This window comes from Pleionea sp. WD8-19 (genome assembly GCF_055326765.1).
Genome location: NZ_JBUZOU010000010.1, coordinates 75,775 through 97,674 on the forward strand (window position 1 = coordinate 75,775; position 21,900 = coordinate 97,674).

Sequence of the window (21,900 nt, forward strand, 5' to 3'; positions counted from 1 at the left end):
GATATTAATCCTGTGTTACACGGTTAATTTCTTCCATAGACGTTAGACCTTTAATGATTTTAAGCAGGCCTGACTGACGCAGATCATTTACGCCTTCTTTTTGTGCCTGGTCGGCGATATCTATAGCATTTCCACCTTCCATTATGATTCTCCCCATTTCTTCCGAAACGGGCATTACTTGGTAAATACCTACTCGTCCTTTATACCCATTTGTGCAATTATCACAACCAACTGGTTCAAATATTTCGAATGTGCCAACTTGCTCCTCCAAAAAGCCAAACTCGACTTGCGCTTCTTTTGGCACATCAATGGTTTGTTTGCAATTATTACACAGTCGTCTAGCAAGTCGCTGTGCAATTACTAAGTTTACACTGGTAGCAATATTAAAGGGTTGAACACCCATATTAACGAGCCGTGTCAGTGTTTCTGGAGCACTATTCGTGTGAAGTGTTGATAAAACCATATGACCTGTTTGAGCCGCTTTTATTGCAATTTCGGCGGTTTCCAAGTCTCGTATTTCACCAACAAGAATGACATCGGGATCTTGTCGTAAGAATGCTCTGAGTGCAGAAGCGAATGTTAATCCTGCTTTGGGATTAACATTTACTTGGTTTACACCGCTTAGGTTAATTTCTACAGGATCTTCCGCTGTGGAAATATTTCGTTCCGGAGCATTGAGCATATTTACACCTGTATACAAAGATACGGTCTTACCCGACCCTGTTGGTCCGGTCACGAGAACCATTCCTTGAGGTTTAAATAGTGCATCTTCATAAAGCTTTCTCTGATCATCTTCGTAACCAAGAACTTCAATACCTAACATGGCACTTGAAGGATCCAGTATACGCATGACTATTTTTTCGCCAAAAAGAGTAGGAAGAGTACTGACACGAAAGTCTATGGCTTTGTTTTTGGATAACTTAAGCTTTATCCGACCATCTTGCGGTACACGTCTTTCAGATATATCCAAGCGAGACATTACTTTTAATCGAGCGGCAATACGACTGGATAAATTGACCGGTGGACTTGAAACCTCGTGCAATATTCCATCAATGCGAAAACGGACTCTAAAGTTCTTTTCGTAAGGCTCAAAATGTAAGTCAGAAGCCCCTTTTTTTATCGCGTCTAGCAATATTTTATTTACAAAACGAACTATAGGAGCATCATCTGAACCCGAAGCATCATCTTCTTTGGCTTCTACTTCGCCTCCTTCAACGTCTAGGTTATCCAAATCTGCATCATCAAATTCAGCAAGGCTTTGGCTTTCTTGTTCTTCAAGTACTTTGTCTATAACTTTTGAGAGCTTATCATCCTCTACGAGTACTGCTTCAACTGTAAGTTTGCTATGAAACTGAAACTCATCGAGAGCAACTAAGTTTGTTGGATCTGAAACGGCCACAAACAGTCGTTTTCCTCTCTTATAAAGAGGCATTGCATGATGTTTAGTAATAAGTTTTTCTTCTACAACGCCTTTGGGAAGTAGTTCATAATCAATAGCGTCCAGATCAAACAAAGGGACACCAAACTCGAATGAGGCGATATTTGCTAAAGTTAAAGGTTCTACAAAACCCTGGTCAACAATGAACTTGACCACAGGAGTATTACTTTTAACTGCATTTGACGTGGCTTCTTCTGCATCACTTTCGGTCAGTAAGCCTTCGCTTACTAATCTACGTGTTAAACCACTTACGATATTGCTAGATTGCATCGATGGACGGCCATTCCAGACTAAAAAATCAATAATTTCCGTAATTTATAGCATTAATTTAAGAAAAGTTCCTTAAATTAAAACAGAAAAGTGACAAAACGTTTTATTTGATAATAGTGAATTGGGGTAAGATTGTACTTTACTGGGACTTTCAGTAAATTGAATGACTAGAAAGGTATTCAAACTTTAGAAATTCTATTGATAATTGTGGTGGTTCTTAAAAACGAAAACCCCAATTGGGGCTTTCGTTTTTAAGAGAAGTAAAGGCCTGTTTACTAACGACACTCAGCAGGTAAATATTTAGCAATAATAGTTGTAGCTGCAGCCAAACGAGGAGCGACTGCTACAGGGTTACAAGCCCATTGAATGCTACCAGTAGAGTTGGCGTTCGAAATCGCAGCTCCGTTGATTGAAGGCACATAAGCTAGAACATCTGTACCTGCTCCGAGCTGTGGTATTCCACCCATAGTTACCGTAATTTCGCCTGTACCAGCGTTAACTGCGATTGCCGTAATTTTATCGGTAATTAAGTTGGCTTGATCAGCTGCAATTTCAGCTGCATAACGACCAACTCCAGCCATACCACTATTAGCAAGCATTTCAGAAACACCAACTTTAATAGCACTGGCGGCGATTGCGCCTTCTGATACTTTTGCACGAACGGTATAGTCTTGGTATGCAGGAAGTGCTACCGCAGCCAAAATACCAATAATGGCAACAACGATCATTAATTCAATTAATGTAAAGCCTTTTTGAGTTTGTCTCATGGTTCGCTCCTGTTTAAGCTAAAAGTTTAATGGTTAGTTATAACCAATTTCATTTCAGGTTCTATGTAAGCATTAAGGGTGCCAACTTTTTAACATACTGATTTTAAAAGAAAGAGTGTGATATATTTACATTAATAATTTGAAACAAGTAAAGTGATGTGACAGAAATTGTCAATTAAAAGGACAAATAATGACATGAGCGCAATATTTGAGCTTTTTTCCTTAAAGTTAAAGGCCAGTGGAATACACTTATTTTTGACAGCTGTTATGTTGAGCCTAGTGGTTGGGAGTATGGTTTACTTGATGTATCCACCTCCATACTTTCAATTGGAAGGAGGTAGTCATGTACTCACTATTTTATTGATCGTAGACCTTATTATTGGCCCATTTTTAACGTTTATTGTATACAAACCCCAAAAAAAGAGTCTTAAAAAAGACTTGATAATAATAGTTAGCTTACAAATGTTATTTTTGGCGTATGGAATAAATATAGTGGTAAATTCCCGTCCAGTTTTTCAGGTATTTTCTAAGGACCGTTTTGTTATTGTTTCGGCTTCAGAAGTAGAGGTTGACAAAATTCAATTTGACTCTCTCAAGTCGCTCAGTTTTATAGGGCCCAGGAGTATTGCGGTATATTTAACTGATCCGGTAGAAAAAAGTAAAATGGTTGAAAAAGTGATGCAAGGAGGTAAGGATGTAGAGTTTCACTCAGAATACTACGAACCGATTAATGACAGCTTTAGAGAAATGATCAAAGAAAACAGTTTTTCAATAGAAGCATTAAGCTTAAATGCTCAAGAGCACGAAAACTTGAATCACATAATTAGAAAAAGCTCTGTAGCGGAGTTGGATGTAGGGCTCCTTCCTGTTCTGGGTAAGAAAAAAATCATGTCGGCGGTTATTGATAAAAGTTCGTCAGAAATTATTGGTTTTTTGGATATTGATCCTTGGGAGCGACAACTTAAAATGTTAAAAGAGTCAAGCAAAGGCAATCTTTAAGCTCTGCTCTTTATTGTAAGATTAATGGTAAGGTTTGTGATGATAGATGAGTAATCTAAACCATCTCTACACGAAGACTCAAGTCTACTGCACGCACATGTTTCGTCAAAGCGCCAACTGAAATAAAGTCGACGCCGGTCTCAGCGATAGAGCGTAGTGAGGTTAACGTCACATCACCAGAAGCTTCAAGTTGAGCGCTGTTTGGATGACTCTTATTAATCTTAACCGCTTGCTTCATCTGTTCGATTGAAAAGTTATCCAGCATTATTACATCTGCATTCGCAGCAAGAGCTTGTTGAAGCTCCTCAAAGTTTTCGACTTCAACCTCTAGCTTAATATCAGGGTGATTTTCTCGTGCTAACGCTATTGCCTTCTTAATTCCGCCAGCGGTGGCAATATGATTTTCTTTAATCAGAAAGGCGTCAAAGAGTCCGATTCGATGGTTCTCTCCACCTCCCACTTTCACGGCATATTTTTGTGCCAACCGTAATCCTGGTATGGTTTTTCGGGTGTCCAAAAGTTTGCAATGAGTCCCAAAAAGCTTTTCAACATATTGAGAGGTGATGGTAGCGGTACCGGAAAGTGTTTGTAAAAAATTCATCGCAGTACGTTCACCGGTGAGGATAGCTCGAGCATTTCCTTTGATTTCCAGTAGGCTCTGATTGGCGTCGACTTTATCGCCTTCTTTTATATGCCAGTTTAGTTTTAATTCCGGATCTAAATAACGGAACACTTCTTCCATCCAAGGGATGCCGCAAATGGTCGCTTTTTCGCGACTGATGAGTCGAGCAGACGCTTGAGTTTTTTCGGGAACTAACTCGGCAGAAAGATCACGACCGGGCCAACCGCCCAAGTCTTCGGCTAATGACGTTTTAACAGTGGCTTGTATGTATTGAATAAGTTCTTGATTTAATTGCATTTGCGACGTGTTACTGTGGCGGTGAGTAAATTAAGCGGCTATTTTAGGTTGCTTGGGCATAAGGATCCATATTTTAGCAAATTAATTCAGCTAATCTTTGAGGATTGGTAAATGCGATGAAAAAGTCGACTGAAAAATTTTGTCACTTCGGAGCGAAAACTCACAATAATTGTCATATTCATTGTAAAATCGTGAATCTCATCACAGCGTATATTTTAGAGCTGAATTAAGGTTAACGCGAACCTCTCCAATAGCGTTCACCCACGGCTAGGAAGATCGGTAAATCTTCAATTGAGATGTAGGGCTGCGGTGTGAAGGACCTTCTCATGATTTTCTCAAGGAACTTTGCCACAACCAAGTGGTAAAGCTTACGTCTATATCAGGGCGATGGTGAAATCTTTTGAATGAATTTGACTGAGTAAAGGTTATCCAACGTGAGTAAAAAGCCACAAATAGTTCGATTTAACACAGTGGAAAGCTCGGCAAGCCAAGCCAAGGTGCCCAACTTGTTGAAGGATATTGAACGATTGGCAGAAAAGGAGTTACTGCGTTGTTTAAATCTTATGCTGGACTCGGCTGACGATAAATTGTTCGATATGGCGGATAAGTCCAATGAAGTGACGTTTTTCAATGCCATGCGCCAAGTTCGAATCAAGCGACAAGGACTGGTTAACACCTTCAAACAAGAATTCGGAAATCGCTTTACTTTGAGCCTTATTGGTAATGAGCGGGCAGAGCACGACAATGTCGAAGCTTTTTCCATGGATAGCTTTTCATTAGTTAAAGAGGACGATCTCGAAGAAGATTTGGCTCTCGATGCTATGGTGAACAAAGCTCGTACGCAATGCGCGACGCCATTGAGTCATATCGTTACGCGACTTGATACTCTTTGTACCACCGTCAGTGTCGAAGAGAAAAATAACCCGCTCGATCCCCGCAGTATTTGTGAGGCTTTTCGAGTTGCTAGTAAGCACTTGGATCTGGATATTGAATCGAGATTGGTTGTTTTTAAACTCTTTGAGCGCAGTGTGCTAGGCGAACTCGAAAACATCTACAATGAAATTAATGCCGAGTTCGCAGAAAAAGGTATATTGCCCGATCTGCACCATGTGATACCACGTCAACATCGTCAAGCTTCTCGTCGTTCTTCTGAAGGGCAACAAAATCAAGCACCCTCTGGCTCACGAGAACTGGATCGCGAAGACATTCGCGAAGAAGTCTTTAACACATTACAAGACTTGCTTTCCTCACGAAAAGTGGCTTATCACGACCAGCAGCCGGTCATTAATACAGAGCAACTGGTATCGGCCCTAACGAATCTTCAACAAGACCAGGGCTATTCTCCTAAAGATTTACATACGTCGGCGCAGCTAAAGTCCGTGATTGGAAATTTACTGCCTGCAACCGGTGGACAAGTCAATGGCGGAACCATTGGCAGTGTTAACGACGATGTGATCGATATCATTACATTGTTGTTCGATGTCATGTTGGAAGACAAAAATCTGCATGCCGATTTGAAAGCGGTTATTTCTCGGTTGCAAATACCCATGCTTAAAGTTGGCTTGGTTGATCGAAATTTCTTCAGCAGTCGCAATCATCCAGCAAGATTATTATTGAACGAATTAGCTCGTTTGGGCATTGGATGGAGCCCTGCGAAAAACCTAATGGTTGACCCACTTATGGAAAAAGTTACCGAAGTGGTTGAACGCGTCATCAGTGAGTTTAAGTCGGATATTGGCTTGTTCGATACACTCTTACAAGAAATCGAACGATTTAAAGAAACCGATTTACGTCGCGCGAAGCTTCTTGAAAAGCGAATGAAAGAAGCGGAAGAAGGAAAAGCACGAGCCGATAGTGCCCGTCAGCGAGTAAATGCGGAAATAGTCCGTATGTGCCACAGCCGTGTTATTGCTGAACCGGTAAAACATATTTTAAAAGAAGCTTGGACCAACGTGCTTTTTCTTGAACGATTAAAAGCGGATAACAATGAAGGTTGGGAAAAAGCAATAAAAGTTGCGGAGTTTTTAGTTTGGAGTGTACAGCCTAAAAATACGCAAGAAGCTAAAGACAAACTAAAAAAAATCATGAGCAGTCTGGTCAAAAATTTAAAATTGGGCATGGACAAAATTTCGTTCAATACCTATCGTGCCAGTCAGTTGCTGGAAGAGCTTGAAGATTGCCATCGTCAAATTTTGGACTTGCCATTACCTGCAAAACAAGAGCCCGGTAACCTCGCAACTCAACCGAAACCACCTGAAGCGAACGCCGTTATCGGCGAAACCGCGACCGAAGAAACGATTAAAGAACTGTCTTTGCCCGTTGCCGACGAGGTTACAAATGAAAACTCGAACGAGCAATCACTGGAGGGACTTGAATTTCCTGTTGCTGATAATGACCCTGTATATAATCAGGTAGAGCACATGCAAGCCGGTACTTGGGTAGAAATGCTCAATGAAAAAAAGGAAACGCAACGCTGCAAATTAGCCGCCTTTATTTCGTCTGCGAATAAATACATTTTCGTGAATCGTACCGGGATGAAAATCGCCGAATTAAATCGGCAAAATTTAGCAGCGGGCTTAAAGCAAGGGATAATTTCTGTGCTCGATGATGCCGCATTGTTTGATCGTGCTTTAGAGTCAGTAATCACTAATTTGCGCACTATGAAAGAAGCTTGATTTCCTTAATTGACGAAGGTGTAATAAGCAAAACCTTTAAGATTAAGTGAAAATTAATTGATTTACTCGCTCGCACGTCAACTGGCCAGTCCTCACTTTAACCAACGCCCGTCAAAAACGAATATCAGGCTTTTGGTGATTCACAACATCAGTTTGCCTCCTGGAGAGTTCGGTGGTGGCTATATTCAAGATTTTTTTCTGGGTAAGTTAGATACCAACCGACATCCTTATTTTCAAACGATTGCCGATTTAAAGGTATCCAGTCATTTTTTAATTGAACGCGATGGTGCGGTGACACAATTTGTCGATTGCGATAAACGAGCTTGGCACGCTGGTGTTTCGGAATGGAATGGTCAAAGCAATTGCAATGATTTTTCCATTGGCATTGAATTAGAAGGTACCGACGATCAGTCGTATACCGTAAAACAATACCAATCATTGGTGGAGTTAACGCGAGTTTTACAACAGCGATACCCTGAAATAACGACGGAAAATATTGTCGGTCATAAAGATATCGCGCCGGACCGTAAAACCGATCCCGGCCCTGCATTTGACTGGGACTATTTCTTCAAACTATTATCCACTCACAGTCGATGACATTCGCTACACTTGGAAATTTATGACACTTCTCGTTTTGGTAGCCGCTTTACTATTGGAAACCTTTTTGAGCCAGCTGGCTCAAATGCGTCAGCATCAATGGATCGAGCAGTATGCGCATAAGTGGCGCGCACGATTCGATAAAGCACAAAGCATGAATGTTAATGGAGTCGCTTTAATCATTTTATTACCGCCGATCATTGTGGCAGCTTTATTAATTAATGGGCAACACGGATTGTTAGGATTGCTGTTGGAGTTTTTACTCAGTTTAGTGGTTTTATTTTGGTGTTTAGGCCCTCAGAGTTTGAGTCAGTTTTATCATCTCAAAGTTGGAGATGAGCAGACAGGAAAAGAAGCCGCCACAGCGTTGTTATACTTTACTCACCGAGGGTATTTTGGTGTGATCGTCTGGTTTATTCTTCTCGGTCCTGTTGCGGCCTTATCGTATCGCTTGATTGAGCATCTTGCGAATAACGAACCTAGTGATGACTCTGAAAATGCGTTAACCCTACTCTGGCGACAGTGGTTTCATTGGGCTGACTGGATCCCTGCAAGAGTCAGTTGTTTTTTATATTTGATGACGGGTAACTTTGTACGCGGGTTTAGCCTGATCAAAAGTCATCTGTTTGATGGGCAGATTGAAAACCGGCGACTGGTGGAAGATACCGCATTAGAGGCGCTTGCTTTGGCTGAGTCGGATCCACCACTGGCTGCTGCACGTCATTTATGCGAACGCAGTTTATTGCTGTTGATGGTGTTAGTGGCGTTGGGCTTTTTCTTTCAGCTTTGATCAATAAGGGAGTGGAGAAAAGCAGTTTCGAGTATCGAGTTACGAGTTTCTAGTAAATAAGCAATTTGACTGCCAGGTTTATGAACTCACTCTTTTCTTGCAACTCGCAACTCGCAACTCGCAATTGTACTTTCATAAGCACCAATTTGGTGCGATTTGTCATCGTTATTTGTAAGATTATTCCAAATGACCGTAAACTGACGCGCATTACTTTCAAAAATCGTGTAAAAAAATTACAAAAAAGCACTGGTACGTCTTCAATTTGCTTATTGCTCTGGTATCATACGACCCCAAATTAATCCTTTGCTTGTTTTGAGCGAGCACCTCGGTCATGACGAAACGCCTTCAATGGTTTCCCTGAAGCCACTTCTTAGAAGCGATGACTCGCGAAGGCCGAAAAATTAGTCTTTACTTACTTTTCAAGTACCAATAGGTACTAAACGAACAATAAAGAGGAAACCAGTTCATGGCGGTTGATTCCAAAAACGATGTCGATCCGATCGAAACGCAGGAATGGCTCGAATCACTGGAAGCGGTGCTGGAAGAAGAAGGTGTTGAACGCGCGCACTATTTGTTAGAGCGCTTAATTGATAAAGCTCGGCGGTCAGGCGCGCACATCCCTTACGATGCAACCACTGCGTATCTCAATACCATCCCACCATCGCAAGAAGCTCATATTCCCGGTGATCAGGAAATGGAGCGTCGATTACGTTCTTTAATACGTTGGAATGCTATTGCCATTGTATTACAGGCCACCAAGAAGGATCTGGAGTTGGGGGGGCATCTTTCAAGCTTTGCCTCTTCAGCTACGCTTTACGATGTTGGTTTTAATCACTTTTTCCGTGGTGATACGGAAGACTTCGATGGTGATCTTGTCTATTTTCAAGGGCATGCCTCACCGGGTATTTACGCACGCGCTTACCTCGAAGGCCGCTTAAACGAAGAGCAACTGGGAGCGTTTCGTCAAGAAACCGATGGCAAAGGCTTGTCCTCTTATCCACACCCATGGTTGATGCCCGACTTCTGGCAGTTCCCAACCGTTTCAATGGGGCTTGGACCTATTGCTGCTATTTATCAAGCGCGTTTTTTAAAATATTTGGAAAATCGCGGCTTGGCGAAAACCAAAGGTCGAAAAGTTTGGGCTTTTCTCGGTGACGGCGAAATGGATGAGCCGGAGTCTTTAGGTGCCATCGCGTTAGCCGGGCGAGAAAAACTCGATAACTTAATTTTTGTTATTAACTGTAATTTGCAACGACTGGATGGCCCAGTGCGAGGCAACGGTAAAATCATTCAGGAACTCGAAGGCGACTTTCGGGGTGCCGGTTGGAATGTATTAAAGGTGATTTGGGGGCGCTATTGGGATCCATTAATTGCTCGTGATACCGATGGTTTGTTGTTGCAAACCATGGAAGAAACGGTTGATGGTGAGTATCAAAACTACAAAGCGAAAGGTGGTAAGTTCACCCGCGATTATTTCTTTGGCAAACACCCTAAATTATTAGAAATGGTCGCCAATATGTCGGATCAAGACATATGGCGATTAAACCGTGGTGGCCATGATCCAACAAAAGTTTACGCGGCCTACCATCGCGCTGTGAATCACGAAGGTCAACCCACGGTCATTCTTGCGAAAACGGTAAAAGGTTACGGTATGGGTGAAAGTGGTGAGGGTAAAAACATTTCTCACCAAGTGAAAAAGATGAACCTTGAAGCATTGAAGCAATTCCGCGATCGCTTCAATATTCCAATCGCCGATGAGCATTTGGAAGAAATCCCATTTTATCACCCAGGTGAAGACAGCCCAGAGATCAAATACTTACGAGAGCGCCGTAAAGCATTAGGAGGTCACCTGCCGCACCGTCGCGCAAAGTCAGACGCACTCGAGGTGCCGCCATTAAAAGCGTTTGAAGCGGTGACAAAAGGCTCCGACGGTCGCGAAATTTCGACCACCATGGCTTTCGTTCGTATTTTGAATATTCTATTAAAAGATAAAAAACTGTCGAATCGCATTGTACCCATAGTGCCCGATGAAGCACGTACGTTTGGCATGGAAGGGATGTTCCGCCAATACGGTATTTATTCCTCAGTCGGGCAGTTGTACGAACCTGTGGATTCGGATCAAGTCATGTTTTATCGCGAAGATAAAAAAGGTCAAATCCTTGAGGAAGGGATTAACGAAGCCGGAGCCTTTTCCAGCTGGATGGCAGCGGCTACCAGTTATTCCACAAACAACCTGCCAATGATCCCATTTTATATTTATTACTCGATGTTCGGTTTCCAGCGCATTGGTGATTTAGCCTGGATGGCGGGTGATATGCAGGCGCGAGGCTTTTTGATTGGTGCAACCGCCGGCCGAACCACATTAAACGGAGAAGGGCTTCAGCATCAGGACGGTCACAGTCACATTTTGGCATCCACCATTCCTAATTGTGTGAGCTACGATCCCACCTTTGCTTATGAGTTGGCATTGATCATTCGCGATGGTATGCGCCGCATGTATGAAAATCAGGAAAATGTGTATTACTACCTGACCACCATGAATGAAAACTACGAACAGCCTGCGATGCCGGAAGGTGCCGAAGAAGGCATCATCAAAGGCATGTATTTGTTTAAGGCCGGTGCCAAAGCGAAGAAAGATCAAGCGCGGGTTCAGCTGTTAGGGTCTGGCACTATTTTACGTGAAGTGATTGCCGCTGCAGAGTTGTTGAAAAAAGATTGGAAAATAGAATCCGATATTTGGAGTGTGACCAGCTTTAATGAGTTACGTCGCGATGGTTTACACGCCGACAGACACAATATGTTGCACCCAACGGATGAGCCGACAAAAGCATTTGTTACGCAGTGCCTTGAAGGTCAAACCGGTCCGGTTGTTGCTGCTACCGATTATATGAAAGTGTACGCCGATCAAATTCGAAACTGGGTTCCTGGTAAATACAAAGTGTTGGGAACGGATGGTTTCGGACGCTCGGACAGTCGCGCGAACTTACGTAACTTCTTTGAAGTGGATCGTCACTACGTAGTGGTTGCGGCATTAATGGCGTTGGCGGAAGAGGGACTCGTCGATCGAAAACAGGTCGCGAAGGCTCTTGAGAAGTATCAAATTGATATCAATAAGCCCAATCCACTGACTGCATAATTAAAAAGCAGTATTGACGTCGAAAAATAAAGAATCACGGAGAATATTGTGGCGAATTTTGTTGAAGTAAAAGTACCGGATATTGGCGACAGTGCCGATGTCGACGTGATCGAAGTATTGGTGTCGGTGGGTGATACGATTAAGAAAGAAGATCCTTTGATCACTTTAGAAACCGACAAAGCAACAATGGAAGTACCGTCTTCAAAGTCGGGAGTGGTTACGGAAATAAAATTATCGGTAGGCGATAAGGTTTCTGAAGGTGACTTGATTTTATTGGTCGATCCTTCCACAGATACCAGTGAAGATGACGAAAAAGCAATTGATGCCGTATCGGAACTGGCCAGTGAAAAAAGAGCCGTTGCTGATAGTCCGGTGAGCGCAAAAAGCGACTCAGAATCCGGCAGTGAAATTGAGATACATGTGCCAGACATTGGTGATGCCAGTGATGTCGATGTCATTGAGCTGTGTGTCTCCGAAGGTGACGAGGTTCAGGAAAATGACAGCTTAATAGTGTTGGAAACCGATAAAGCGACCATGGAAGTGCCTTCTTCGCATGCAGGTAAAATTACTGAACTGCGTATTTCCGTTGGCGACAAAGTCAGTAAAGGCTCTTTAATTGGTAAAATGCGCGTAGTTGGCGTGGCCGACGAGCCTTCCCAACAAATGGAAAGTGCTCCACAACCCTCTCCAACGGTAACTGAGACATCCAATGTTACGGCTGCTCCACCGAAAAAAGCACCGGTTCCAGATTACCCTCAACAAAATCGCTCAAAAACCGAAGGGTTGGTACACGCCAGCCCTGCAGTAAGACGTTTTGCACGCGAACTGGGTGTGGATTTGTCGAAAGTGAGCGGTACAGGAAACAAGCAAAGAGTTACCAAGCAAGACGTTCAAAACTTTGTGAAGTATGAGTTATCCCGTCCTAAAGCGACAGCGGCGACTGGTTCATTTGCGATGCCTGAAATGCCTGAAATAGATTTCAGCAAATGGGGTGAAGTGGAACAGCAGCCGTTATCACGCATTCAGAAAATCAGCAGTGTGAACTTACATCGTAACTGGATCACCATTCCGCATGTCACACAGCATGAAGAAGCCGATATCACTGAACTGGAAGCTTTCCGTAAGTCGATGAAAGACGAAGCGCTTAAATCGGGTGTGCGTTTAACACCGCTTGCGTTTGTAATGAAAGCACTGGTTAGTAGTTTGAAAGCTTTTCCACGTTTTAACTCGTCGCTAGCGAACGACGGTGAAAATTTAATTTTGAAAAAATATTTTCATATTGGTGTTGCTGCTGATACTCCGGATGGATTGGTGGTTCCGGTTGTACGTGATGTGGATCAAAAATCAGTTTATGAGATTGCAACAGAGTTGGCTGACTTAAGTGCAAAAGCACGAGAGAAAAAGCTCGGTGCCGATGCAATGGCTGGCAGCACTTTTACCATATCTTCGCTGGGTGGCATTGGTGGAACGTCGTTTACTCCCATTGTTGCATGGCCTAACGTGGCAATTTTAGGGCTGAGTAAAAATCAAATGAAACCTGTGTGGAACGGTAAGGAGTTTGTTCCTCGGCTGATGTTACCCATGTCGCTTTCTTATGATCATCGAGTAATCGATGGTGCTGATGCAGCGCGGTTTAGTGTTCATCTTGCACAAACTCTGGCCGATATTCGCCGCGTATTATTGTAAAACGATGACTTCAGCACTTCTTATTTGGAGGAGCTGAAGACAATGATAAATTTGGGAAACTAGCGCGCTTGCGCTACAATTCGCACACTTTTTCGCTAACGCACAAAAAATTTAACAGAGGGTCACATGAGTAAAGGTGATATTCACGGTCAAGTGGTGGTTCTGGGCGCCGGTCCAGGGGGATATTCCGCAGCGTTTCGTGCTGCCGACTTAGGAATGGATGTTGTTCTTATCGAAAAATATTCCACATTGGGCGGTGTTTGTTTGAATGTTGGCTGTATCCCATCAAAAGCATTACTGCATACCGCAAAAGTGATTGATGAAGCCGAAGAAATGTCTGCGCACGGCGTTAAGTTTGGTAAGCCCAAACTCGATATCAATAAAATTCGAGACTACAAAGACGGCGTTGTCGGCCAGTTAACTAAAGGCTTGGCTGGCATGGCCAAAATGCGCAAGGTCAAAGTTGTGCAAGGTGTTGCCAAATTTGCGTCAGCCAATAGCTTTACGGTTACCGGCGACGATGGAAAAGCGCAAACGGTGACCTTTGATAACTGTATTATTGCGGCTGGCTCTCGAGTGGTTCAACTGCCTTTCCTTCCTGATGACCCTCGCATTATGGACTCGACTGGTGCATTGCAATTGGAAGAGGTGCCAGGAAAAATGCTGGTATTGGGTGGCGGTATTATTGGCCTAGAAATGGCGACGGTTTACCGCGCGTTTGGCGCTAAAATCGATGTGGTTGAAATGGCCGATCAACTGATTCCTGCCGCCGATAAAGATATTGTCAAAGTTTTACAAAAGTATGTTTCCAAAAAATACGACAACATCATGTTGCAAACCAGCGTGACTAAAGTTGAAGCAAAAAAAGATGGGCTTTACGTCACTTTTGAAGGTAAAAATGCACCTGAGAAACCGGTTAAGTACGATCGAATTCTTTCTGCGGTTGGACGTCGACCGAATGGTGATTTACTGGATTGCGCTACAGCGGGTGTAAACTGCGATGAGCGAGGCTTCATTGCGGTTGATAAACAATTACGAACAAATGTTCCACACATCTACGCAATTGGCGATATCGTAGGCCAACCAATGTTGGCGCACAAAGCGGTCCACGAAGCACATGTTGCGGCAGAGGTTATTGCAGGTAAAAAGCATTTCTTTGAGCCGCTGTGCATACCGTCGGTTGCATACACTGATCCGGAAATTGCCTGGGTTGGAGTTACTGAAAAAGAAGCGAAAGAGAAAGGCATTGAAGTGGAAGTCGGCGCTTTCCCTTGGGCGGCCAGTGGTCGAGCGATTGGTGTAGGCCGTCAGGAAGGCTTCACAAAAACCATTTATGATAAAAGCACCGGCCGAATCATTGGTGGCGGAATTGTAGGAGTAAACGCTGGAGAATTGATCGCAGAAGTGGCATTAGCCATTGAGATGGGTTGTGACGCAGAGGACTTGGCGTTGACCATTCATCCGCATCCAACCTTGTCTGAATCCGTAGGTTTTTCAGCTGAAGTATTAGAAGGCACTTGTACGGACTTGCCTCCTAAGAAACGAAAATAATCGTTAACGATTGTGATAAAAGGCGCTGTTTCAGCGCCTTTTATATTTTATGCTGAGGTTTCGTCTCCCATCGGCTATGCTTAACAGTACTTGAGTAAGCTCTCCAGCTCAGGAAATTGACGTGTCTAACTCATCAACCATCAACCCCGAAGATATTCCGCTTCCTGATGAGGCGACGTTTCAATTGATTAAAGCCTGCACAGACCCAGATATTGAGGTAGAGCCATTTACTCAGCTCATTTCCACTCATCCGGTTATTTCCAGTCGCTTACTCAGCTTAGCTAATTCTTCGTATTATGGCTTTTCGCAAACAATTGAGTCGGTTTCACACGCCATTGTTGCGATGGGGTTAGCCGTCGTAAAAAACATTACCTTGTGCTTTGCCATTAAAGAATCTTTTGCTGGAAACCCTATTGATAATATCGATACCTATCCGTTTTGGAATGACGCACTGTATCGGGCAGTGGCTTGCCAAATGTGGTTGGAGCATTTGAGTGAGAACTCGCTTTCCACCAGTCAAAAATCGGAAGCTTTCACATGTGGTTTATTAGCTGACTTAGGTTTTTTAATTTTATTCATACTCAACCCGAAGAAAGCGGAGCGCTGGCCATCGATGATTGCTAACGCACCCGATGATCGTCTGAAAATGGAACAACAAATATTTGACGACACTCACTTTCAGTTAGGCGCTTCACTGCTAAATAAATGGCAGTTACCCGCTTTGTACAGCGAAGCCATTGCACTTCATCATCAGCCAAATGTAAGTAATTTGCTGAGCCGGGCACTTATGATGGCTGATTGGAGTGTTGCCTTGCTGCACAGTTGCAGTAAGTCTAAATCATTAAATATTTTGCGGGAGCAATTCCCGCAATTAAACGATGAAATGTTCGATCAGTTTTTTTCTGAATTAACAGAAAATGCGCAAGCGGCATCTGACTCAATGGCGTTGGGAAAAGTCTCTCAGGTGGACCTTGATGAAGTATTCCACCTTGCCAATAAAAAACTGGCAGAAGATAATTTGAGCTATCAAGAACTCACTTGGCAACTGCAACAAGCACTGAATGAACGAGATCAGTTAGCGGTAAAGCTCAATGAGGAGCTTGAAGTTGCTCGTGAAATTCAACAAAGCTTACAATCGGATATTTCGGAAAGAGAACATGTCGCAGCCATTAACATTCCTGCCAAAACATTGTCCGGTGACTTTTTTGATTATTACGAACATAAAAATGGCACTATCACATTTTGTTTAGGTGATGTTTCTGGAAAAGGAACTCATGCCGCATTAGTTATGGCAAAAACCATTTCGTTGTATCGTTGTTTGAGTAAAGTCAATAAAGATTTAAAAACCATTACACGGCTCATTAACGACGAAATTTTTGAAACATCGGTACGTGGTATGTTTGTTACGTTTGTTGCTGGCCAGCTGGATCTCAATCAATGCCAGTTGGAAATTGTCAATGCGGGTCATATTCCGCCTCTACAAATTAGCAGTCAAGGTATTCAACAAATCGAAGCACAAGGGCCGCCATTGGGTGTTTTGGAAGGAATCGATTATCAACCTGATATTTTGCGTTTTGACCAACACCGACTGTATTTGTACACGGATGGTATAACAGAGGCTCGTAAAAGTGATGGTTCTGAACTGGGCACCAAAGAGTTTATTCAATGGGTTTTGCAGTCGAAAAACCTGCCTTTAAAGGAACAGCTAAACTGGCTAAAAGCAAAATTTGAATCCGATATCAGCGACTGGGAAGATGACTTGACATTGATGATGTTGGCTAGTGGCTGTTGATAGTAATTTATAAGCGCTAACATTAAACTCCTTATTGACATTGAATTACTCGTCTTTCAACATAAGCGAATGAATAAAAACTTATGAAGCAATTTTTTCGAATTATCATATATTCTACAAAGTTGGTGAATCTAAAGGTTCACTAACCATTTTTCGACCTTTCCCGCAGGCGAGCTTTGAGTTTTTGCCTCTTCAGTTAAGTTAAATCGGTGGATTTAGAATGAAAAAAGTGGCAGTTTTTGGCAAACCAGGTAATGGGAAGTCCACCTTAAGTAAAAAACTAGCATTGGCTACCGGAATAAAATTGTATGCGCTAGATGCAATTTTATATCAAAAAAATGGTCAAGAGATAGACAAGAAAAGCTACGAAGAGATTCATGAGAATATCCTCTCTTCTGAAGAGTGGATCATAGAAGGTTTTGGTCCTATGAATTCGTTGGATTCATTTAACAGACGATTAGAAGTAGCTGATACTTTGGTCTATATTGAGCTGCCATACTTGACCACCTATTGGTTAGTGACAAAGCGGTTCATCAATGGGTTGTATAAAAAGCCAAAAGGTTGGCCTGATGGAAGTTCCGTATTAAAGGGAACGCTTGAGAGCTATAAAACATTAAAGCTTTGCCCTAGATTTTGGAATGATGAATTCATGCAAAGGTTGGAAAAACTATCAGCTAACAAATCACTGCATGTTATTCGGACAATTTCTGAGTTAAATAGTTTTGTTGACAAAATAATCAGTAATTCGCATATAACGAGTCGCTAAAAATGCCATATATCGTTATTCTCGTCGAGCGTTTTAGCTCGGCGTATTACAGAGTAAGTACATACCATGAACAAAAAAACGTATTTTAGTAAAGTTAGATTATTCATATTCTTACTCGCGGTTGCTTGCGTACAAGTTTTCGCTGAACCTAATACTACACCTCAAGGAAGCAATACGTCCAAAGGCATCCCAATTGAAATCATAAGGAAAACTTTTGAAAGAGAAATGAGTCGAATTTTAGAACTATACGACATAGAACTTAAATCCAACAACACGCTTAAAGGTGACTTTGTATTTCAGCTTGTAATCAACTCTGAAGGTAGAGTTACCAAATTGAAATTGATTAAATCGGAACTTAATCATCCCGATTTAGAAAACTGTATACTTAAAGTTGTTCAAACACTCGACTTTGGAGATATTGAATTTACCGATTCAGTGTTATATAAATTTGTTTTCATTCCGAAGTAGGTTATCAAAACTTACTGACAGCATCTGCTAGAGGCTGAAAACAACAAGGGATGTGCGATAAGTTCAAAATCTCGTTAAATGTGAAGTACTAGAACATTTAACGAGCATAAATCTCCCGCATATAAAAATGTAAGTCTTCCTCTCCTGATTTTCGATAAAGCTGTGCTTTTCGAGTAGCTGTTTGTTTCAATTCACCTACTAACTCTTCAATAACATGGCTGTTGATGATTCGCCGTCGAAATCCTGACTTATTCAGTTTGCCACCTAAAATAATTTCGTAGGCCGATTGCAATTCAGACAAAGTGAATTTTTCCGGTAATACATGAAGAACAATGGTTGAGTATTGCGCTTTATTTCTTAAGCGTTGAAAAGCGTCATCGATGAGTAGATTATGGTCAAAGGCTAGAGCTTGTTCGGCTTCTCCATCATCGTTTAATTTGCACCAGCGGCAGTCATCGGCAAAGTTCACTTCGTCAGCATTAACCAGAGCAAAATAAGTGACAGTGACCGACCAACCTCTAGGGTCGCGAGTCCCATTACCCTTCGCACCCAACTGCTCTAGGTAAGGTGCATCGTAACCGGTTTTTTGTTTGAGCTTTCGTAATGCGGTTTGCTCCAGGGTTTTATCTTTGTGGATATCAACAAAGCCTCCGGGTATCGCCCATTGATTTTTAAATGGATAGTCATTGCGTTTGGTTAGCAATACATTTACGTTGTTATCGATTACTGTAAAGATAACGATATCCACACTGGTTAGTGGTACATCGTAATCATGAATGTTGTACTGTTTAAGAAATTCTTGTTCTTTTTTATCAATAGTCATAATTGTAACGCTCAATATCAGCAAGCCGTTTTGTTTTTCAATTGTTGTGCGGAAAACCAGTAAAGCGCTATGGCAGAAGTCGCACTCATTTTTTGTGATTTCAACATCGTTAATGCGTGGTCCAGTTCGACTACATATGTTTTAATATCTTCGTTTTCTCCAACTGCACCATGTATGCCCTGGTGACTCAACTGAGTTTTTGCCGCGTAAATCGTTGAAACTTCATTGGTGCCACCTGCACTTAAGTAAAATTCTCCAATCGGCTCCAGCTTTTCGATTGTATAGCCGGTTTCTTCCAGCACTTCTCTTTTAATGGCTTCAATTTTGTCTTCACCGGGTTCAACAATGCCAGCTGGAAGTTCAAAAATCCAAGGGTCGTCATCATTTTCTAATGGGCCGACACGAAATTGCTGGGTTAGTAGTATTTTATTGGTGTCGGAATCATAAACCAGGGCGGCAACAGTAGGTCGGCGAACCAGCACTTCTCGCTTATGCTCTCGGCTCAGTTCACCGTTAAAACGAGGGTACTGAACGGTATGTCGCTTTAATTGAAAAAAGGCATCGTGACATATTTCGGTCTTTTTAATAATGTCACTTCTCTTAATTTTACTCACGCATTTACTCCATAAAGTTTGTGGTTAAAAATGTAATTGGCAACAGCTTGATCTAAAAATGCAGAAAATCTTGCCTGAAATAAATGAAGCGGTCGTTGATAATTCGCAATCAGTGAGCGGATGTCACTACTACGAATGTGTTTTCGTTCGCTTACCACTCTCAGGTTCCACCGTTTTCTGATTTCTTTGTAGTTGTAAAATCGACTCCAGTTTTCGAAAGCGGCATTGTCAGGTCCTAGCACAAAAGTTAGTTCGCAGTTGAGATTATCGTTTCGATAATTGTCTTCAATTGCTTCCAATACATCAAAGGTGTACACAGGTCCGGTTTTTCCGCGCGCAATTTCCTGCTCAATGCTGGACGTTAAAATGGTGGGAATCGGTTTATGTTGCCGCTGTTTCTCTTCGCATAAAACATCCACCATTGTATTGGTCATAGCCAGCCGGTAAGGGTAGGGAATCATACGCTTTCCAAACGCGTGCCGAAAGCTGGGAACCAGAACGATTTCATCAAATTCGTGCTCAACCTGCTCAATAACATCTTTGTGGCCAAGATGCGGAGGGTTAAACGCAGAGCCGATAATACCTACTTGCCTGATCGTCATTTTTCGCTCCTGTTGACATAATAGTGCATCATGTGTACTATTAATAGTATATTAAGTGCTATATTAAATCAAGGCACGGAGATTACACACTCTGGTCTATGATTGAACTGGAAGGAGAGAGAAATATGAAAGCTTTAAATCGCGACAAAACCGCATCTTTCGATGTTGATGCACAATACGCTTTTACTCCAGAGTGTCCTGATGAATTGCCGGTTTCAGGTGGAACCGACATTGTCGATGCTCTTAATCAGCAAGCTCTGTTAGCCGCTTTAAGGCTGGGCTCTAAAGATGCACACAGTCCAAAAGCGGTATGGGTAGCCAGCGACGATAAACCAATGTTTACGCCAGTAGAAGGTGATAATGTCGATATTGCGTGGAATCAACATGCGGTGCCTGGTACCAAAGGTTTCGAATTAATAGCCGGATTACCAAAGCCAGCCGAATACGATTATTTTGTATGGAAAGGCGTCGAGCTCGATATGCATCCTTACGGAGCCTGTTATCACGATCTGGCAAATACGTTAAGCACAGGCGTCATCGAATTTCTAAAAACGCGACAAATTGAAAACGTTATTGTTGGTGGGTTGGCAACGGATTACTGTGTAAAAACGACCGCATTGCAGTTAAGAGAAGCGGGGTTTGAGGTGTATGTTAATCTCGAAGCATGTCGAGGTATCGCGGACGAAACGGTTTCAACCGCTTTAGATGAAATGAGTCAAGTGGGTATTCATATCGTCAATACCACTCAGCAGCTCAGAGGGCTTTAAAATGGCGAATCAAAACTTTTTGAATAATGGTGATTCAAACAAGCCTGTCATTCGTTCATTACTGGATACCGACTTGTACAAACTCACCATGATGCAAACGGTATTACATCATCACCCAGCAGCTGAAGTGGAGTATTTGTTTAAGTGCCGTACACCCGGTGTTGATTTAATGCCATTAATAGCAGAGATTCGAAAAGAAATTTCAAATCTGTGTCAGCTTAAGTTCACTGAAAATGAAACTCATTACTTGAATAGCATTTATTACTTAAAGCCCGATTTTGTTCAGTTTTTAAAGTTGTTTCAATTGAACGAACAATATGTGCATATTGGTAAAGATGAAGATGGGAAACTGGATATTCGAGTACGTGGTCCTTGGTTACACACCATTCTTTTTGAAGTGCCTGTTCTCGCTATTATTGAAGAGGTTTTTTCGAGAAGTCACCATAGCAATTTGGACATGAAGGAAGGACAACATCGGTTGATTGAAAAGACAAACTTGATCAAGTCGCATCCGCTAGGAGAAAAGCTCAAGTTAATGGAATTCGGAACACGCCGCCGCTTCAGCAGGCAATGGCAGCAACATATATTGGAGCATTTACGGCGTAGTATTCATCGAAACCTGGTTGGCTCCAGCAATGTTTATTACGCTCGTGAACTAGGGTTGAAGCCACTAGGAACGATGGCGCATGAATATTTACAAGCGTTCCAAGCATTAGGTCCGCGTTTGGCTGACAGTCAAAAAGTTGCGTTAGAGACTTGGGCAAAAGAGTATCGTGGTGATTTGGGAATCGCTCTTACCGATGTTGTGGGTGTAGATGCCTTTATTCGTGATTTCGATCGTTATTTTGCTAAGTTGTTTGATGGAGTAAGACACGACAGTGGTTGTCCTTTTGAGTGGGCTAATAAAATGATTGAGCATTATCGCGTTCTCGGTATCGATCCAAAGTCAAAAACGCTGGTATTTAGTGATAGCTTAAATATCCCTCTGGCTTTTGAACTATTAACTGAGTTTCACGATACGACAAATCTAGTATTTGGAATTGGTACCAATTTAACGCACGATGTTGGCGTAACACCCTTAAATATTGTGATGAAAATGATTCAATGTAACGGGCAACCTGTCGCAAAAATAAGTGACAGCCCAGGAAAAACCATGTGTAAAGATGAAGCCTATTTGGCTTATTTACGCCAAGTTTTTGAATTAAAAAATGAGAAAAATAGTAAAAAATAAGTGCTAGTG

18 protein-coding genes are annotated in these 21,900 nt (G+C 42.3%); 12 read left to right on the forward strand and 6 right to left on the reverse strand.

The window, feature by feature from the left end; genetic code table 11:
• Positions 1-4: 4 nt before the first annotated feature.
• Both pilB and ACTUJY_RS13075 read right to left on the reverse strand, forming a co-directional pair.
• Positions 5-1,708 (reverse strand): type IV-A pilus assembly ATPase PilB, encoded by a 1,704-nt coding sequence (pilB, locus tag ACTUJY_RS13070; protein ID WP_463616544.1) that lies wholly within the window; start codon positions 1,706-1,708, stop codon positions 5-7.
• A 275-nt stretch (positions 1,709-1,983) separates the two neighbouring features.
• Positions 1,984-2,475 carry a pilin gene (locus ACTUJY_RS13075; RefSeq protein WP_463616545.1) on the reverse strand — a complete coding sequence of 164 codons (492 nt, stop codon included), beginning with the start codon at positions 2,473-2,475 and terminating at the stop codon, positions 1,984-1,986.
• A gap of 195 nt (positions 2,476-2,670) precedes the next feature.
• On the opposite strand from ACTUJY_RS13075, the gene ACTUJY_RS13080 reads away from it, so the two are divergent.
• Positions 2,671-3,474: a hypothetical protein gene (locus tag ACTUJY_RS13080; protein ID WP_463616546.1), complete on the forward strand. Its 804-nt coding sequence runs from the start codon at positions 2,671-2,673 to the stop codon at positions 3,472-3,474.
• 55 nt (positions 3,475-3,529) lie between these two features.
• Here the strand turns inward: ACTUJY_RS13080 and nadC are convergent, their stop codons facing one another.
• Positions 3,530-4,393, reverse strand: coding sequence for a carboxylating nicotinate-nucleotide diphosphorylase (gene nadC / locus ACTUJY_RS13085; protein WP_463616547.1), 864 nt, complete (start codon positions 4,391-4,393; stop codon positions 3,530-3,532).
• Between the two features lie 434 nt (positions 4,394-4,827).
• Between nadC and ACTUJY_RS13090 the strand changes: the two genes are divergently transcribed.
• The 9 genes from ACTUJY_RS13090 (at position 4,828) to ACTUJY_RS13130 (ending at position 17,854) form a co-directional block, all read left to right on the forward strand.
• Positions 4,828-7,068, forward strand: coding sequence for a DUF1631 domain-containing protein (locus ACTUJY_RS13090; RefSeq protein WP_463616548.1), 2,241 nt, complete (start codon positions 4,828-4,830; stop codon positions 7,066-7,068).
• Positions 7,069-7,125: 57 nt separating this feature from the next.
• Positions 7,126-7,665 carry a 1,6-anhydro-N-acetylmuramyl-L-alanine amidase AmpD gene (gene ampD, locus ACTUJY_RS13095; RefSeq protein WP_463616549.1) on the forward strand — a complete coding sequence of 180 codons (540 nt, stop codon included), beginning with the start codon at positions 7,126-7,128 and terminating at the stop codon, positions 7,663-7,665.
• 22 nt (positions 7,666-7,687) lie between these two features.
• Positions 7,688-8,455 carry a regulatory signaling modulator protein AmpE gene (gene ampE / locus ACTUJY_RS13100; RefSeq protein ID WP_463616550.1) on the forward strand — a complete coding sequence of 256 codons (768 nt, stop codon included), beginning with the start codon at positions 7,688-7,690 and terminating at the stop codon, positions 8,453-8,455.
• A gap of 466 nt (positions 8,456-8,921) precedes the next feature.
• The gene (gene aceE / locus ACTUJY_RS13105) at positions 8,922-11,591 is read left to right on the forward strand and encodes a pyruvate dehydrogenase (acetyl-transferring), homodimeric type (protein ID WP_463616551.1); all 2,670 of its coding nucleotides are present in this window, start codon (positions 8,922-8,924) and stop codon (positions 11,589-11,591) included.
• Between the two features lie 48 nt (positions 11,592-11,639).
• Entirely contained in the window at positions 11,640-13,277 is a 1,638-nt protein-coding gene (gene aceF / locus ACTUJY_RS13110) for a dihydrolipoyllysine-residue acetyltransferase (protein WP_463616552.1), read from the forward strand.
• Between the two features lie 126 nt (positions 13,278-13,403).
• Positions 13,404-14,828 carry a dihydrolipoyl dehydrogenase gene (gene lpdA / locus ACTUJY_RS13115; RefSeq protein ID WP_463616553.1) on the forward strand — a complete coding sequence of 475 codons (1,425 nt, stop codon included), beginning with the start codon at positions 13,404-13,406 and terminating at the stop codon, positions 14,826-14,828.
• A gap of 121 nt (positions 14,829-14,949) precedes the next feature.
• Entirely contained in the window at positions 14,950-16,620 is a 1,671-nt protein-coding gene (locus tag ACTUJY_RS13120; protein ID WP_463616554.1) for an HDOD domain-containing protein, read from the forward strand.
• Between the two features lie 220 nt (positions 16,621-16,840).
• Positions 16,841-17,386 (forward strand): P-loop NTPase family protein, encoded by a 546-nt coding sequence (locus ACTUJY_RS13125; RefSeq protein ID WP_463616555.1) that lies wholly within the window; start codon positions 16,841-16,843, stop codon positions 17,384-17,386.
• A gap of 66 nt (positions 17,387-17,452) precedes the next feature.
• On the forward strand, positions 17,453-17,854 hold the full coding sequence (locus ACTUJY_RS13130; protein ID WP_463616556.1) for an AgmX/PglI C-terminal domain-containing protein: 402 nt from the start codon (positions 17,453-17,455) through the stop codon (positions 17,852-17,854).
• Between the two features lie 97 nt (positions 17,855-17,951).
• On the opposite strand, the gene ACTUJY_RS13135 is transcribed toward ACTUJY_RS13130, so the two are convergent.
• From ACTUJY_RS13135 to ACTUJY_RS13145, 3 genes are read right to left on the reverse strand one after another with little or no spacing between them, the layout of a single operon-like run.
• A complete protein-coding gene (locus ACTUJY_RS13135; RefSeq protein ID WP_463616557.1) occupies positions 17,952-18,677 on the reverse strand; it encodes an NUDIX hydrolase in 726 nt (241 codons plus the stop codon).
• Between the two features lie 17 nt (positions 18,678-18,694).
• Positions 18,695-19,291, reverse strand: coding sequence for an NUDIX domain-containing protein (locus ACTUJY_RS13140; protein ID WP_463616558.1), 597 nt, complete (start codon positions 19,289-19,291; stop codon positions 18,695-18,697).
• A complete protein-coding gene (locus ACTUJY_RS13145; RefSeq protein ID WP_463616559.1) occupies positions 19,288-19,893 on the reverse strand; it encodes an adenylyltransferase/cytidyltransferase family protein in 606 nt (201 codons plus the stop codon). The genes ACTUJY_RS13140 and ACTUJY_RS13145 overlap by 4 nt, the downstream gene beginning before the upstream one ends.
• A 125-nt stretch (positions 19,894-20,018) precedes the next feature.
• Between ACTUJY_RS13145 and ACTUJY_RS13150 the strand changes: the two genes are divergently transcribed.
• A complete protein-coding gene (locus tag ACTUJY_RS13150; protein ID WP_463616560.1) occupies positions 20,019-20,660 on the forward strand; it encodes an isochorismatase family protein in 642 nt (213 codons plus the stop codon).
• A 1-nt stretch (position 20,661) separates the two neighbouring features.
• Entirely contained in the window at positions 20,662-21,891 is a 1,230-nt protein-coding gene (gene pncB / locus ACTUJY_RS13155) for a nicotinate phosphoribosyltransferase (protein WP_463616561.1), read from the forward strand.
• Positions 21,892-21,900: the final 9 nt, after the last annotated feature.

Coding starts and splice junctions, on each gene's coding strand:
- aceE (WP_463616551.1), top strand. CDS start 8,922: ATGGCGGTTGATTCCAAAAACGATGTCGATCCGATCGAAACGCAGGAA.
- lpdA (WP_463616553.1), top strand. CDS start 13,404: ATGAGTAAAGGTGATATTCACGGTCAAGTGGTGGTTCTGGGCGCCGGT.
- ACTUJY_RS13130 (WP_463616556.1), top strand. CDS start 17,453: ATGAACAAAAAAACGTATTTTAGTAAAGTTAGATTATTCATATTCTTA.
- ACTUJY_RS13075 (WP_463616545.1), bottom strand. CDS start 2,475: ATGAGACAAACTCAAAAAGGCTTTACATTAATTGAATTAATGATCGTT.
- ACTUJY_RS13150 (WP_463616560.1), top strand. CDS start 20,019: ATGAAAGCTTTAAATCGCGACAAAACCGCATCTTTCGATGTTGATGCA.
- pilB (WP_463616544.1), bottom strand. CDS start 1,708: ATGCAATCTAGCAATATCGTAAGTGGTTTAACACGTAGATTAGTAAGC.
- ampE (WP_463616550.1), top strand. CDS start 7,688: ATGACACTTCTCGTTTTGGTAGCCGCTTTACTATTGGAAACCTTTTTG.
- pncB (WP_463616561.1), top strand. CDS start 20,662: ATGGCGAATCAAAACTTTTTGAATAATGGTGATTCAAACAAGCCTGTC.
- nadC (WP_463616547.1), bottom strand. CDS start 4,393: ATGCAATTAAATCAAGAACTTATTCAATACATACAAGCCACTGTTAAA.
- ACTUJY_RS13080 (WP_463616546.1), top strand. CDS start 2,671: ATGAGCGCAATATTTGAGCTTTTTTCCTTAAAGTTAAAGGCCAGTGGA.
- ACTUJY_RS13135 (WP_463616557.1), bottom strand. CDS start 18,677: ATGACTATTGATAAAAAAGAACAAGAATTTCTTAAACAGTACAACATT.
- ACTUJY_RS13125 (WP_463616555.1), top strand. CDS start 16,841: ATGAAAAAAGTGGCAGTTTTTGGCAAACCAGGTAATGGGAAGTCCACC.
- ACTUJY_RS13145 (WP_463616559.1), bottom strand. CDS start 19,893: ATGACGATCAGGCAAGTAGGTATTATCGGCTCTGCGTTTAACCCTCCG.